Genomic DNA, 14,315 nt, shown 5'->3' with positions numbered 1-14,315 from the left:
AGCGCTATCTCAACCCGCAACTTGCAATTACAAAAAAGGAGCTGCATTGTTGCAACTCCCTTTTATTTTTATACCCCCAGGGGAATTCGAATCCCCGTCGCCTCCGTGAAAGGGAGGTGTCCTAGGCCTCTAGACGATGGGGGCTAGGTGACTTGAAGGCGTTGCCCTCAACCGCTCGCGTATCCCGGCGGAATATTAGTCTAGTACGAACGATTTGAGTTTTGCAAGTCCCTAAATTGAAAAAATTAGTGACTCAAGGATGTGAGTAGGCGATCGCCTTTATTCTTCGTCCTCATATTCTCCCTCGCCGTATTCTTCGTCCTCTTCAGATTCCTCTAACTCTTCGTCTTCTTCAGATTCTTCATCCTCGTCGTATTCTTCGTCCTCTAGTTCTTCATCTTCAGATTCTTCGTCTTCGTATTCCTCATCCTCCTCAGATTCCTCTAACTCTTCGTCCTCGTCCTCATACTCTTCCTCGTCTTCCTCAGATTCTTCGTCCTCGTCGTATTCTTCGTCCAGCTCCTCTTCCTCAGATTCTTCGTCTTCGTATTCTTCTAACTCTTCCTCCTCGAGTTCTTCATCTTCAAAGTCTTCGTCCTCCTCAGATTCCTCATCCTCCTCTAGTTCCTCTTCCTCAGCTCCTTCGTCCTCGTCCTCGTACTCTTCCTCTTCCTCTTCTAGTTCTTCCTCGGATTCTTCATCCTCGTCGTATTCTTCTAATTCCTCTGACTCTTCATCCTCATACTCTTCTTCGTCCGTTGGCACTTCTGTACCTGTCAGAAGTTCAATCAGCACATCAAAAAATGAGAAACCTTCTTCGTAGCTGGTGCTGATGTCTTCGGAGAAATCGAGATTATTGGCGCGGCGGAGAGTCCAGCAATCGCCTGTTAAATCTGCATTGGTCAAGTATTCATAGGGGATATAGCAGTATCCTTTGTCGCCCCAATCGGTGCCCCAAGAGTTGCGAACCAGAAACACTTGGTCTTTATCCGAGTAGCCGCAAGCGAGCATCGCGTGACCGCCCAAGTTTTCTTCGCTAGGAAGTGGCATGTTCACATGGCCCCGATGATCTAGATCCTCAAAAGATTGAAAGATGTCGGAGCCGAATACGAAAGGGTAGCCCTCCGACAGACAGACTTTCATCGCATGTAAATCAACATCAATGCGATCGTACTCATCAATTAAATGCTCAGCCGCTTCCTGAAAAGCATCGTCGTGGGGTTCGTCACAGAAAGTTTCAATGTCGTAAGGCCAAGCTGCTTCAGAGCAAGCGCCGTACTTGGTCAACACTTTCATACCCCGACGTAAAGTTGCGCCGCTATCTTCCTGCTCACAGCCATCAAATTTCCGAGCTAAGTAGTAGATAAACAAGCGGCTAATATCGTAGTTTTGCCCTGTAAGTCGCTTAGCCAAATACTCATAAGCTCCAGCGATCGCGTTAGCCGTACAACTCCCCAACTCGCCCTGGTTTTCGACTGCGGTCATGTGCCGCCGCAAATCTACAAACTTGGGCAAGCTATTCTGCTTCACATTGCGGGGCCGAGCATAACGACGATCGCGGTCATCTTGGCGATCGCGGTGATAGCCACCCACCACCACTCGGCTACCCTGAGGATGAAGAATTTGCTTAAACATGACCAGTACTCCTAAATTTTTAGCGAGATCCGCGAAATCAGTGACAGCACCCTGTGTTACACCCAGCTATTGCATCCGATCGATCGTCCGGTACTGAATCGCCTCTGCTACATGCTGGGTTCGTAGTTGTTCGTCTCCAGCTAAATCTGCGATTGTGCGAGCGACTTTCAAGATGCGATCGGTAGCTCTGGCGGAAAGGCCCAGCTTGCGAATCGCCCCTTCCAAGATGTTGCGGGCTGCGTCATTGAGTACGCACCACTTTCTCAGGTGGCGGCTCTGCATATCGGCGTTGCAACGTAGGCTGGGCTCGGCTTCAAAACGGGTTTGGGCGCGATCGCGAGCTACTTGCACTCGTTCCCGTACATGGGCTGAAGCTTCGCCTAGGGATTGCCGTGTGATTTCTTCGGGCTTGAGCCGATTTACTGCCACTTGCAGGTCAATCCGATCCATCAGCGGGCCAGAGAGTTTGGCCCAATATTGCTCCCGTTGGCGCGGCGAACAAGTGCAAGGCTGAATCGTGTCGCCAAAGTAGCCGCAAGGACAGGGATTGGTACTGGCAACCAAGGTGAACTGGGCGGGAAAAGACACCGACTGCCGCGTGCGGGAAATGGTGACATGCCCGTCTTCTAGCGGCTGCCGCAAAAACTCTAGAACATCTCGCTTAAATTCTGTTAATTCGTCAAGAAACAAGATCCCTCGGTGAGCAAGTGAGATTTCCCCAGGTCTAGGAAAACTGCCACCGCCTACGAGCGAGGGGCCAGAGGCGGAGTGATGGGGACTGCGAAAAGGGCGATCGCTAACCAAGGAACCTCGTTCTTTGAGCAAGCCTGCGACCGAATGAATTTGGGTGACTTCGAGTGATTCGGCGAAAGTTAATGGCGGTAAAATCCCAGGCAAACGACGAGCCAGCATAGTTTTACCGCTACCGGGAGGGCCAACAAAAACCAGGTTGTGACCACCCGCTGCGGCAATTTCCAAGGCGCGACGGGCATGAGCTTGCCCTTTAACTTCATTCAGGTCTTGTCCGGTGTACCGCGCTCGTGCCAAGGCTGCCTGACCATCCACTTGCACAGGCTGATACTGCTCAGGCTGGTTGAGGAAGTTGCCCACTTCCGCTAAATTCTGAAAGCCGTGAACTGCTAAACCTTTGACTACCGCCGCTTCGGGGGCATTGCCCGCAGGTACAACTAGGCCTGTGATTCCCATTTGTTGCGCGGCAGCCGCGATTGGTAATACACCAGCCACAGGTCTGAGGCTACCGTCCAGCGAGACTTCCCCCAGAAATAAGTAATCGCCCAACAGTTCTGCACTCACCTGCTCAGAGGCAGCCATGATTCCCACACTGATGGGCAAATCGAAACTAGGGCCTTCTTTCCGCAGATCCGCTGGTGTGAGGTTAATCACAATCTTTCGCATGGGGAAGGCATAGCCCGCGTTTTTTAGGGCTGCTTTGACTCGTTCCCGCGACTCCTGCACTTCAGTGCCAGGTAAACCTACCAAGACAATGCCTGGGAGCCCACCGGACACATCTACCTCAACTCCAACCTTCACCGCATCAATCCCGACGAGGGATGCACTCCAAATCCTGGCCAGCACTCGGTCATACCTGAGACTTCTAGCCGTAGAATGCCCGCGATCGCCTATGTACCAACATGCTCAGGTTCGCCTTTACTAACGATTGAGAGCACTGGCTATTTACTAGCTAGATTGATCACTCACTCAAACTTAATGATTCTCATGCTGATGTTGCGATCGCCCCTTAAAATTGCAGCAAACCTCAAGAAATTCTGGCTATGAGCGAAACAGACACGATTTTTGGCAAAATTATCCGCCGCGAAATTCCAGCGGATATTGTTTATGAGGACAACTTGGCCCTTGCCTTTAGAGACGTGAATCCGCAAGCGCCTGTCCATATCCTAGTGATTCCCAAAGAGCCGATCACCAAGCTTGCAGATGCAGAATCGCAGAATCATGCATTGATGGGGCATTTGTTACTAACTGTGAAGCGCGTAGCAGAGCAAGAAGGCTTAGCAAACGGTTACAGAGTTGTAATTAACAATGGGGAAGATGGGGGGCAAACCGTTCCCCATCTGCATTTGCACATTCTCGGCGGGCGACCGCTGGCCTGGCCTCCCGGTTAATCGCTCTAACTGGCGATAGAAACCTGAGAAAACTACTTTACAAAGCTCAACAAAGTGATTAATCTATAGATCAAGTGGGGTTCGCCCTACTTTACATAGATTCATCCAACTTTAAGTAATAAGCACTCATCCAGACATGACTACCACTCTACAGAGACGCGAAAGCGCCAACCTGTGGGAGCAGTTCTGTAACTGGGTTACCAGCACCGACAACCGCCTCTATGTAGGCTGGTTCGGCGTTCTGATGATCCCTACCCTGCTCTCCGCCACCATCTGCTTCATCATCGCTTTCATCGCGGCTCCTCCCGTTGATATCGATGGCATCCGTGAGCCTGTCGCTGGCTCCCTCATCTACGGCAACAACATCATCTCTGGTGCTGTCGTCCCTTCCTCCAACGCGATCGGCCTCCACTTCTACCCCATCTGGGAAGCGGCTTCCCTTGATGAGTGGCTCTACAACGGTGGCCCTTACCAGTTGGTAATCTTCCACTTCCTCATCGGCGTCTTCTGCTACATGGGTCGTGAGTGGGAACTCTCCTACCGCCTCGGCATGCGTCCTTGGATCTGCGTCGCTTACTCTGCACCTGTCGCAGCGGCAACCGCAGTGTTCCTCATCTACCCCATCGGCCAAGGTTCCTTCTCCGATGGCATGCCCCTCGGAATCTCCGGTACCTTCAACTTCATGTTGGTGTTCCAAGCTGAGCACAACATCTTGATGCACCCCTTCCACCAACTCGGTGTGGCAGGTGTATTTGGTGGTAGCTTGTTCTCCGCGATGCACGGTTCCTTGGTGACCTCCTCCTTGGTGCGTGAAACCAGCGAGAACGAGTCTCAGAACTACGGTTACAAGTTCGGCCAAGAAGAAGAGACCTACAACATCGTGGCAGCTCACGGCTACTTTGGCCGCTTGATCTTCCAATATGCGTCCTTCAACAACAGCCGAGCTCTGCACTTCTTCTTGGGTGCATGGCCTGTGATTGGCATCTGGTTCACGTCCTTGGGCATCAGCACGATGGCGTTCAACCTGAACGGGTTCAACTTCAACCAGTCGATCATTGACTCGCAGGGTCAAGTGATTGGCACCTGGGCAGACGTGCTGAACCGCGCGAACTTGGGGATGGAAGTGATGCACGAGCGCAACGCTCACAACTTCCCCCTCGACCTGGCTGCGGGCGAAGCTGCTCCTGTAGCGCTAACCGCTCCTGCAATCCACGGTTAATCTCCAGCTAGTCTCTAGCTAGAAAAGAAGCGCTCTCCTAACGGGGGGCGCTTTTTGCATTGCTGTTTTCCAGGCTGACAATTTTTCTGGATTGACAAGCGCTGAAATGAGCTTTGATGGAAGAGGAGCGATCGCTCCTGTCTAGTATCTGCAAGTTCCCCTAAAAGTCGCCATTCTGCACCTCCAAGATGAACGAAGTTTTAGGCGCTCTGATTATTTGCATTGGTTGCCCGCTGCTGGGTGGATTGCCTCTGATTAGCTGGCTCACCTATGCCTTAACGAGAAAACAACTAGCCAAACTAGGAACGGGAAATGTCAGCGTTTCGGCAGCGTTTTACCACGGTGGTCGTGTTGTAGGGATTTTGGCGGTTCTGTCAGAAGCATTTAAGGGAATTGCTGCGGTTTTAATTGCTCGCTACTTTTTTCCGCAAGCTTCAGAGTGGGAGCTAATCTCCTTAATAGCCTTGGTGATGGGCCGCTATTGGATGGCGCGGGGAGCAGGCACAACCAACGTGGTTTGGGGCTATGTTGTCCACGATTGGATGGCTTCGTTACTGGTGTTTATTTTGGGGGGCATTGGCTCCACCATTTTGCGGGAAAAGCGCCAAGGCAAGATTTTAGTCTTAGTTTTGTTTCCGCTAATCACTGCTTTATTGCATCCCCAAGAATCCGCTTTGATTGTGGCGGCGATCGTGCTGGGCAGTCTCATGGGCTGGATTTACCGCAAGATTCCCGATGATCTAGACTTAACCCCAGAAGCAGGTCAACCGGAATCCCAAGCAGTGTTTAAGTTTTTTCGCGGCGATCGCGCTCTAGTCTCGCTGAATCGGCCTTTAGAAGCTCAAAAAGTCGGACAGAAAGCGGCTACCCTCTCGCAATTAATGCGGTGGGGCTATCCAGTTCCGGTAGGTTGGGTGTTGCCACCTGGCGACGATCCAACGCCATTGATTGAGTTTTTGCAGCCTTCCTCCGAGAAACCTTTGGTGGTACGTTCTTCAGCGGTGGGAGAAGATTCAGAACTGGCTTCAGCAGCAGGGCAGTACGAAAGTATTTTGAATGTGACAACTCAGGGAGGGCTGGAGCGGGCGATCGCTCAGTGCTTGGCTTCCTATGACCAGCCAGGAGCCATCCAGTATCGGCGCGATCGCGGACTACCAGAAGCGGCAATGGCGATCCTGGTACAGCAACAAATTCGTGGCGCGTTTTCGGGGGTGGCCTTTAGTCGTGACCCGATCGCTCGGCAGGGTGAGGCAGTCGTAATTGAAGCGCTACCCGGTGAGACGCAACGGATTGTGTCCGGGCAGTTTACGCCTGAGCAATATCGGGTTTTGGTGCGTGAAAGCGATTTAGCTCAAGCGGATTCAAACTGGGTGCTTCCCGCTGATTTAGAACTACCCGTCGAAGGAACAGGAGATTTACCACCCCGCTTAATTCAGCAAGTGGCGTTTTTGGCTAGACATTTAGAGGCCCGCTATCACGGACTGCCACAAGATATCGAATGGACCTACGATGGGCAAACCTTATGGCTGCTGCAATCGCGCCCGATCACCACGCTGCTACCGATTTGGACTCGTAAGATTGCCGCAGAAGTCATTCCTGGCTTGATTCGTCCCCTGACTTGGTCGATTAATCGGCCTTTGACTTGTGGGGTTTGGGGTGAGATTTTTACGTTGGTGCTGGGTAAGCGATCGCGAGGGCTAGACTTTAATGAAACCGCGACGCTGCATCACTCTCGCGCTTACTTCAACGCCTCTTTGTTAGGGCAAACTTTCCTCCGTATGGGCTTACCTCCTGAGAGCCTGGAGTTTTTGACCAGAGGGGCTAAGTTCAGCAAACCACCCCTAGGCTCCACTTTAGGCAATACACCTGGATTAATGCGGCTGTTACAGCGAGAATGGCAGCTAGACAAAGATTTTCGTTATGACTACCAACGGCAGTTTGCACCCCTCCTAACGACGCTAACGCGAGAACCTGCCGAGAACTTGACCGCTCCCACTCTCCTAGAGCGCATTGACACTATTTTGCGGGTGTTGAAGCGGGCGACTTATTACAGCATCTTGGCTCCGCTGAGTGCAGCGCTACGACAGGCAATTCTCAAGGTTCAGGATAGCGAACTAGACAACAGCAACACTCCGGAAGTTGCCGCGTTGCGATCGCTCCAAGAAATTGCCAATCGTAACCGCCATTTAGTCGCTAACTTAGAAAATCCTGCTGCTCCAAGTCCTGAAGTTTTTGACACCTTAGCAGCCCGCCCCAACGGTCAAACCTTGTCTGATCAGCTAGCTCAGTTTCTCGACACCTATGGTTACTTGAGCGAAGTGGGGACGGATATTGCGGTGCCGACTTGGCGCGAAGACTCCAAACCTGTTTGTGACCTGTTCACCCAGTTTCTGCTCAACCCAACCCCTGCGGGTCAGCCTTTGCCCGCTGAATCGCGATCGCCTGCTTGGAAAGTGCAGCGAGTTCAGCAGCGAGTGAGTTTGAAGGGTCAGGTGACAGAGATTTACAGTCGATTGCTGGCAGAATTGCGCTGGAGCTTTGTAGCGCTAGAAAAGCTGTGGCTAGAGCAAGGATTGCTGTCAGCAGCAGGCGATATTTTCTTCTTGAAGTTTGAGGAAATTTGGCGGCTGATTCAACAGTCAGATGCCGATTTAGCTAGCCAAGTCTCTAGGTTAATTGCAGAACGGCGATCGCAACTGGCCCAAGACAATGAACTGGTACAAGTGCCCGCTTTGGTCTACGGTAATGCCCCACTCACCTTTATCACCGTCCATAAGTGGCAACCCTCGCAAAAGTTACAAGGCATTGGGGCTAGCCCAGGCCAGGTAGAGGGTCGAGTGAAAGTGTTGCGGAGCTTACAGGCGATCGCAGAAATCGATCGAGAAACAATTTTGGTGGTGCCCTACACCGATTCTGGTTGGGCACCACTGCTAGCCAGAGCGGGAGGTTTGATTGCGGAAGTAGGAGGGCGTTTGTCTCACGGTGCGATTGTGGCACGAGAGTATGGCATCCCTGCCGTGATGGATGTGCATGATGCGACCCATCAATTGCAGGATGGCCAATGGGTAAGAATTGATGGTCAACAGGGAACCGTAGAAGTCTTATAAAAGTTTTCGAAGACTTGTAATTTCTACTTTTAGGTCGAGCATTTCCGCAACCTAACCTTAACTTCTCAAGACCGATTGATGTTTCTTTCGATTGCTTTAACCGTATCCAATGCTTCCTTTAAGCCAACTCCTGTTTCTTCACGTAGCTTTTTCATTGCTCCAATCCGATCGCCTGATCTGACTAGATCTTCGAGGGTTTCGTTGTAGTCAATTTCCAGCTTATTCAGAATTAGATCAACTTTTCGCTCCAATCTTGCAAGGTGGGAACTGTCCGCTGCATTAGGTGAGCGGCTTTGAACCGCAAATATACTGCCCAAACTCACCAGAACCAAACTGAGTAGCCAAGGTTCCATCATGTTGAGAAGTTTTTAATTAAATAAGGCAGCCGTAGGAAAAACCAAATACTCTAAGAAAAAGAGCTTCCAAATGAATTGGTAGAAGCTGGCGATCGCTACTTTGTCTGATAAATTAACTCGTAAACTTCGCCACCAAAGTAGGCTCAAGGCAACTAAGTGAGTCACGATTAAAAACTTAGAGTTAACACCTGTCAGGTTTAATAAACCAGCTAAAATCATGCCAAGATAGCAAGCGGTTAAAACCCAACGAGACAAGTTAAATACTGCTTTTGTCCCGAGCCGAATTGTGAAGGTATTGATGTTGTATTGACGATCGCCATCGATATCAGGAATATCCTTAAAGATTGCGATCGCAAACGTAAATACCAGAACAAATAATGTCAGCGCCCAAACTGCTGGAGTGATATTACCTTGGCCTTGGAGTTGTTGGCTGAAGTGTAGAAATAACCCCAAATTAACAATGACGCCCCGCACTGTAAAAATGCACAGCGAAGCCCAAACCGGAAATCGCTTCAGGCGGATAGGTGGCAAGGAGTAGGCAGTGCCGATCGCTAAGCTAATGCCCACCGTACCGAAGAGAAACCAACCGGAACTGAGAGAAATCAGCAGCGCTAAAGCCCCTGTGAAGAGGACAATGGCCCAACCTTGCGATCGCGAGAATTCCCCGGAAGCGACAGGTAAATGTGGTTTGTTGATCCGGTCAATCTCGACATCTTCTAATTGGTTCAGTCCCACAATGTAGACGTTGCCGCAGAGACAAGCGAGCCAAGCGGCCAACAGTACGCCTAGATGACTAAGGGCAAAGGGAATCGAAGTTGTAGCACTGGCGATCGCGTACAACCCTAGCGCACTAAGGCTCGTGCCAATGATGGTGTGGGGGCGAGAAAACTTCCAGAAAGCATAGAGCCAGGGGGCATACTTTTGGAGGAGATTAATCTGGGCCGACGAAACAGCAGGCTTTTGGGGGGAAATCTGGCTCATGCGTGCCTGAATTGATACACAGGCTTGATTTTAAGCAATCAATGACAATTTTGGCAGCAATCCCTTGATAGAAAATGGCTGAGCTAGCTTGGCCGCACCTTACTTGAATCGTTTATTTAGTGCCACATAGCAATCCAAAACGTACTAGCCCCCGCTGATAGCCCCGACTCATCAAATTCAACGCCAGAGCCGCTTGAATTGTCGTCCAACCAGAAAGTAGTAAACCGAAAATGGCATTGGGAGTTAAAGCAGATTCAATCACCTTGTCCCAGAACGGAGCCACCGCGTCTGACCAATCGGCAGTACGAATATTTTGAAACGAGAGTTGGCTCGCGATCGCTTCATACTCTGGCAGCGAAATCACATAAGGCAAGCAATAGACGCGATAAATGTCGGCTAAATGCTGTCGCTCATCTGTGGTCAGTGGATCACTGGGCGTGGTGGGGCGGTGGCACCAAGTCGCCATGATCAACGTGCCACCTGGCTTTAGCACCCGATAGCATTCCTGCAAGAACTTACGCTTGTCTGGCATGTGCTCTCCGCTTTCCAGTGACCAGACAAGATCAAAGGAATTGTCGGCAAAATCGGTGTTTAGAGCATCCCTGACAAAAAACTGAGCGCTAGGTTGAGTAGTCAAGCTGCTCATGCCTGCCTCACGCGCTCTCTCGGTGGCTCTGGCGGCTTGCACGGGGCTTAGAGTAATGCCAGTCGCTGCCGCTTGAAACTTTTGAGCCAAATACAAAGAACTTCCCCCAATTCCGCAGCCTGCATCCAAGATCGCTTCTGCTTGTTCAACTTTGGCCCACTTCAGCAACTCCTCTACTAAATCAATCTGGGCTTGGCGGCGTTCTTTGGGTTCCTTGCCATCTAGACCGTAGTAGCCATGATGCATGTGCTCGCCCCAAATCTGCTCCCACAAACCAGAGGAGGCATCATAGAATTGCTGAATTTGTTGGTAGAGGGTCGAGGTCATAGCAGTGTAGCGTTGAATCTAGATCGGAATTAGCCTAGCAGAGCCAGCGATCGCGTCATAACCTCTAGAGGTGGAAAATGTATTTGAAAAAGGAAAAATCTGCATGACGATCTCCAGCGATCTATGGCAAGCAAACCAAGATTTAGCTCAAGCTTGTCTGAAAAATCCTTTTGTCCAGGGCATTGCCGATGGCAGCTTGCCCAAGGAGCTATTTGCTTATTACGTCGGTCAAGATGCTTTTTTTCTAGAAGCCTTTGCGCGAGCTTATAGTATTGCCGCTGCCAAAGCACCCGATTGGGAAGGATTTGGGGTGTTTCACACCCTAGCAGGTGGGGTGTTGGAAGAATTGCAACTGCACCAAGGTTATGCCCAAGAGTGGGGCGTGGACTTGCAGGCTATAGAACCTGGAGCTGCTACGCGACGCTATACAGATTTCTTGCTAGCAACAGCCTGGAGTGGTGATGCAGGCTTGACCACAGCAGCGATGGTGCCTTGTATGCGCTTGTACACCTTTCTCGGTCAGCAACTTGGAGCTAGCCAAAAGTCTGAGCATACCTATACCACTTGGATTCGCACCTACAGCAGTCCAGAGTTTGACCAATTGGCGCAACAGTTAGAGCAGCTTTGCGATCGCTACACCATCCATCCTGCTCCGGCCCACACCACTTACCGCTATGCCATGCAATGTGAGCACGATTTCTTTCAAGCAGCTTGGTCCTATGATGCTTAGATAGTGTGCCAAGATGCAGCTAAACCAGAATCGTACAACGGGTGCCTCAGCAAGCAGTAAGCTCTTAAGCAGCCTTTGTTTTACAGTCCCAACTTAGTTTATTGACGCGATCGCTTCATGACTGTCTCTAGAACTATTTGTCTCGGTTTTCTAGCTGTCATTGCCATAGGAACATTCCTACTAATGCTGCCTTTTTCAACCAGCAGCGGCAATTGGAATGACTTTATTGTGGCTCTGTTTACTGCTACATCAGCTGTTTGTGTCACGGGCCACATCGTGGTGGATACAGGCATTTATTTTTCTACAACGGGGCAAGTGATCCTGCTCGCCTTGGTGCAGATTGGTGGGTTGGGCTACATGACCGCTACCACCTTTCTCTTGCTACTTTTGGGACGACGGTTTGGCCTACGAGACAAAATTGCGCTACAACAGGCGCTCGATCGCCCTGGAATGCAAGGAGTGGCCCAAGTTCTGCGCTCCATCGTCGCCCTCACTTTGATCTTTGAACTCACAGGCGCATTTCTACTGCTGCCAGTTTTTGTGCCCGATCACGGTTGGAGCAAGGGATTGTGGCTCTCTATTTTCCATAGTATTACCGCTTGGAATAATGCTGGATTTAGCCCCTTTAAGGACAATCTCATTGGCTATCAATCTTCGGTGTTATTGAACATCATTATTCCAGCCTTAATTATCTTTGGTGGTATTGGCTATGAAGTGATTTTTGAGTTGTTTCTGTGGTTGCGCGATCGCTTGTCCAGAAAACCGGAAAAAATTGTCTTTTCCTTAAATTTCAAAGTCGCAACTAGTACTACAGTCATTCTTTTAGTCATTAGTACGATTGCTATATTTTTTACAGAGTTAGGGAATCCAGCTACCCTCGGAGCAATGGATTTTAAGACTAAGATACTCGCAGCTTGGTTTCAAGCCGTAACACCGCGTACTGTAGGTTTCAATACCGTTGATATTGGCAAAATGACGACTGCCAGCTTATTTATCATGATCGTCCTCATGTTTATTGGAGGTAGTCCAGGCGGTACCGCAGGCGGGATTAAAACTACCACTTTACGAGTTTTAACGAGTTGTACCCGAGCGATCTTACAAGGCAAAGAAGAAGCGACTTTATATGAGCGGCAAATTCCTGTTTCGCTCATTCTCAAAGCAGTGGGAGTTTCGGTTGGTTCACTCGCTGCCGTCATGATTATGACTACTTTAATTGCCATCACTGACACACACGTAGAATTTATTCAAATTCTGTTTGAGGTGATGTCAGGTTTTGGCACAGTCGGTCTCTCCACCGGGATTACGGCAGGTCTTTCCACCTTTGCCAAATTAGTTTTAATCGCCAGCATGTATCTCGGTCGAGTTGGGGTATTGCTGCTAATCGGCGCAATTTTAGGTGACCCCAATCCGAGTACTATCCGTTATCCAGAAGAAAATTTACTCGTAGGGTAGGTTTCTGTAACAAAATAGGGTGGGATTTCCGGAGCAGATTTGTACCCGAAATCTTGATAATTTAAAGAGTTGTGGATTCCAAATCAGATTTTGGCGCTTAGCGCCTGAGGTTAATTCGTGAATTTATCCTATCTGAGCTTCTTTCGCAGCTTACGAACCGAGAATAAGCAATTTGCTGTCATTGGTTTGGGGCGCTTTGGTCGAGCTGTTTGTGCATCTCTGCATCGTATGGGGTACGAAGCACTAGGGATTGACTCGGATGAAAAGCGGGTGGCTCAGATTCTGACAGACCAGCTAGCAGCTCATGCAATACAGTTAGATTCAACTGAGGTTGCTGCCCTGAAAGAAGCAGGGGTTTTTGAGTTCGATACCGTGATTGTCGCGATCGGCAATTATGTGGAAGAAAGCGTGATCACTACCATGAACCTGAAAGAGGCGGGGGTGCCCCATGTGGTCGCCAAGGCTTCTTCCGAAATTCATGAAAAGCTGTTGCGAAAAGTTGGCGCGGATCATGTAGTTTTTCCAGAGCATGAAATGGGCTGTGCCTTGGCGCGATCGCTGACGAAACCAGGCATTCTCGATCGCTTCGAGCTTGATCCCGACAACAGCATCGTGGAAGTGATTGTTCCTGAAGACTTTGACAGTAAAACAATTTCAGACCTCAGGTTGCGGAGTCGTTTTGGCCTCAACTTGCTGGCAGTTAGCTACAACGGCAAGTTTGAGATCAACCCCGAACCCAACCGCCGCCTCCGCAAGGGGGAAGCAATGGTGGTGATTGGTTCCAATAAGGGAATTGATCAATTACCAATCTAACTTCAAGTTCTGATGGCATTGCATCTTCAAGCGGGTCGGGAAGAATAGAGAGCATTGCTCCATTTTTGCCACCGACATCATGCTTGTATTTTTTATGCACGGAGTTGCCACCCGCAACGTGCAGTATGCCGATTCCTTACAGAGCTTGATTCGAGAAGAGTTTAGTCAACAACAAGTAGCTTTGCCGCTCTTTTATGCGAGCTTTTGGGGTGATGTCTTAAATGACGTTGGCAAGCTCTGGAATGCGGTGCATCAAAACTTGCAAGCCTTTCAATCAGCCAATCCTCAGGTTGATGCTCAAGCCGTATTTCGCTATCAAAACTTCAGAAAGGGCTTCTTTTCTGAATTTGTCGGTGATGTTTTCACCTATCTCAATTCAGAGCGCGGCATCAAGATTAGAAAATTAATTGCGGAACAGCTCTCTGATTTCATCAGCCGTAATCCAAACGAGACAGAGTTACACATCGTTTCCCATTCGCTGGGTACGGTTGTTTTGTGGGACGCTTTATTTTCCGAAAGATTTCATTCGGACGATCCAGCCTTTGAGATTCGATCGCTGATTCAGGGGCATCACCGTTCCGATTTTCAGTCAGAATCTTCTCAGCAAAAACTGCAATTAAAAAGCATCGCCACAATGGGTTCTCCCATCGCTTTCTTTAACATCATGCTGGGCATTCAGCCTGAACAGGTGAAAGCTTTAGTGAGCCAATATAGCGATCGCGGCTTGAGATGGAGCAATCTGATCCATGCTTCTGACGTCATCGCTTATCCTTTGCAACCCTGCCTCAATCCAGACAGGACTTACGCAGAGACAGACATAAACTAGAGGCATGAGCTTCACCAAACTGGATTACTGCCAGTACTTACTAAGCAGTCCGATTAACTACACGATGACGAACTTGGCTGAC

Annotated in this window: 12 protein-coding genes and 1 tRNA gene; 7 read left to right on the top strand and 6 right to left on the bottom strand. The window is 49.8% G+C overall.

The window, feature by feature from the left end; translation table 11 throughout:
* Nucleotides 1-71 precede the first annotated feature (71 nt).
* The 3 genes from H6F90_RS06280 to H6F90_RS06270 all read right to left on the bottom strand — a co-directional run bounded on the left by H6F90_RS06280 (nucleotide 72) and on the right by H6F90_RS06270 (nucleotide 3,231).
* A tRNA-Glu gene (locus H6F90_RS06280) sits at nucleotides 72-144 on the bottom strand.
* Nucleotides 145-279: 135 nt separating this feature from the next.
* Nucleotides 280-1,635: a C1 family peptidase gene (locus H6F90_RS06275; protein ID WP_190551206.1), complete on the bottom strand. Its 1,356-nt coding sequence runs from the start codon at nucleotides 1,633-1,635 to the stop codon at nucleotides 280-282.
* 66 nt (nucleotides 1,636-1,701) lie between these two features.
* Nucleotides 1,702-3,231 (bottom strand): YifB family Mg chelatase-like AAA ATPase, encoded by a 1,530-nt coding sequence (locus H6F90_RS06270; RefSeq protein ID WP_190551204.1) that lies wholly within the window; start codon nucleotides 3,229-3,231, stop codon nucleotides 1,702-1,704.
* Between the two features lie 197 nt (nucleotides 3,232-3,428).
* Between H6F90_RS06270 and H6F90_RS06265 the strand changes: the two genes are divergently transcribed.
* From H6F90_RS06265 to H6F90_RS06255, 3 genes are all read left to right on the top strand, one after another.
* Complete coding sequence (locus H6F90_RS06265) at nucleotides 3,429-3,776, top strand: histidine triad nucleotide-binding protein (RefSeq protein WP_190551203.1); 348 nt, start codon at nucleotides 3,429-3,431, stop codon at nucleotides 3,774-3,776.
* 136 nt (nucleotides 3,777-3,912) lie between these two features.
* Nucleotides 3,913-4,995 carry a photosystem II q(b) protein gene (gene psbA, locus H6F90_RS06260; RefSeq protein WP_190551200.1) on the top strand — a complete coding sequence of 361 codons (1,083 nt, stop codon included), beginning with the start codon at nucleotides 3,913-3,915 and terminating at the stop codon, nucleotides 4,993-4,995.
* A gap of 188 nt (nucleotides 4,996-5,183) precedes the next feature.
* Complete coding sequence (locus tag H6F90_RS06255; protein WP_190551198.1) at nucleotides 5,184-8,102, top strand: glycerol-3-phosphate acyltransferase; 2,919 nt, start codon at nucleotides 5,184-5,186, stop codon at nucleotides 8,100-8,102.
* Nucleotides 8,103-8,167: 65 nt separating this feature from the next.
* Here H6F90_RS06255 and H6F90_RS06250 read toward each other — a convergent pair whose 3' ends face one another.
* From H6F90_RS06250 to H6F90_RS06240, 3 genes are all read right to left on the bottom strand, one after another.
* A complete protein-coding gene (locus H6F90_RS06250) occupies nucleotides 8,168-8,458 on the bottom strand; it encodes a hypothetical protein (protein ID WP_190551196.1) in 291 nt (96 codons plus the stop codon).
* Between the two features lie 12 nt (nucleotides 8,459-8,470).
* Complete coding sequence (locus tag H6F90_RS06245; RefSeq protein ID WP_190551194.1) at nucleotides 8,471-9,439, bottom strand: homogentisate phytyltransferase; 969 nt, start codon at nucleotides 9,437-9,439, stop codon at nucleotides 8,471-8,473.
* A gap of 112 nt (nucleotides 9,440-9,551) precedes the next feature.
* Nucleotides 9,552-10,412: a methyltransferase domain-containing protein gene (locus tag H6F90_RS06240; RefSeq protein WP_190551192.1), complete on the bottom strand. Its 861-nt coding sequence runs from the start codon at nucleotides 10,410-10,412 to the stop codon at nucleotides 9,552-9,554.
* A gap of 103 nt (nucleotides 10,413-10,515) precedes the next feature.
* Here H6F90_RS06240 and H6F90_RS06235 point away from each other — a divergent pair, with 103 nt between their 5' ends.
* From H6F90_RS06235 to H6F90_RS06220, 4 genes are all read left to right on the top strand, one after another.
* Nucleotides 10,516-11,142, top strand: coding sequence for a TenA family protein (locus tag H6F90_RS06235; RefSeq protein WP_190433369.1), 627 nt, complete (start codon nucleotides 10,516-10,518; stop codon nucleotides 11,140-11,142).
* A gap of 117 nt (nucleotides 11,143-11,259) precedes the next feature.
* Nucleotides 11,260-12,594: a TrkH family potassium uptake protein gene (locus tag H6F90_RS06230; RefSeq protein ID WP_190551190.1), complete on the top strand. Its 1,335-nt coding sequence runs from the start codon at nucleotides 11,260-11,262 to the stop codon at nucleotides 12,592-12,594.
* A gap of 117 nt (nucleotides 12,595-12,711) precedes the next feature.
* Nucleotides 12,712-13,407, top strand: a complete 696-nt coding sequence (locus H6F90_RS06225) for an NAD-binding protein (protein WP_190433367.1) — start codon at nucleotides 12,712-12,714, stop codon at nucleotides 13,405-13,407.
* A 79-nt stretch (nucleotides 13,408-13,486) separates the two neighbouring features.
* On the top strand, nucleotides 13,487-14,233 hold the full coding sequence (locus H6F90_RS06220) for a hypothetical protein (protein ID WP_190551188.1): 747 nt from the start codon (nucleotides 13,487-13,489) through the stop codon (nucleotides 14,231-14,233).
* The last annotated feature ends 82 nt before the right edge of the window (nucleotides 14,234-14,315 follow it).

The organism is Trichocoleus sp. FACHB-591, assembly GCF_014695845.1.
In the GTDB taxonomy this organism is placed as follows: domain Bacteria; phylum Cyanobacteriota; class Cyanobacteriia; order FACHB-46; family FACHB-46; genus Trichocoleus.
The sequence above is the reverse complement of the archived record's forward strand: the minus strand, read 5'-3'. Positions and strand labels throughout refer to the sequence as shown.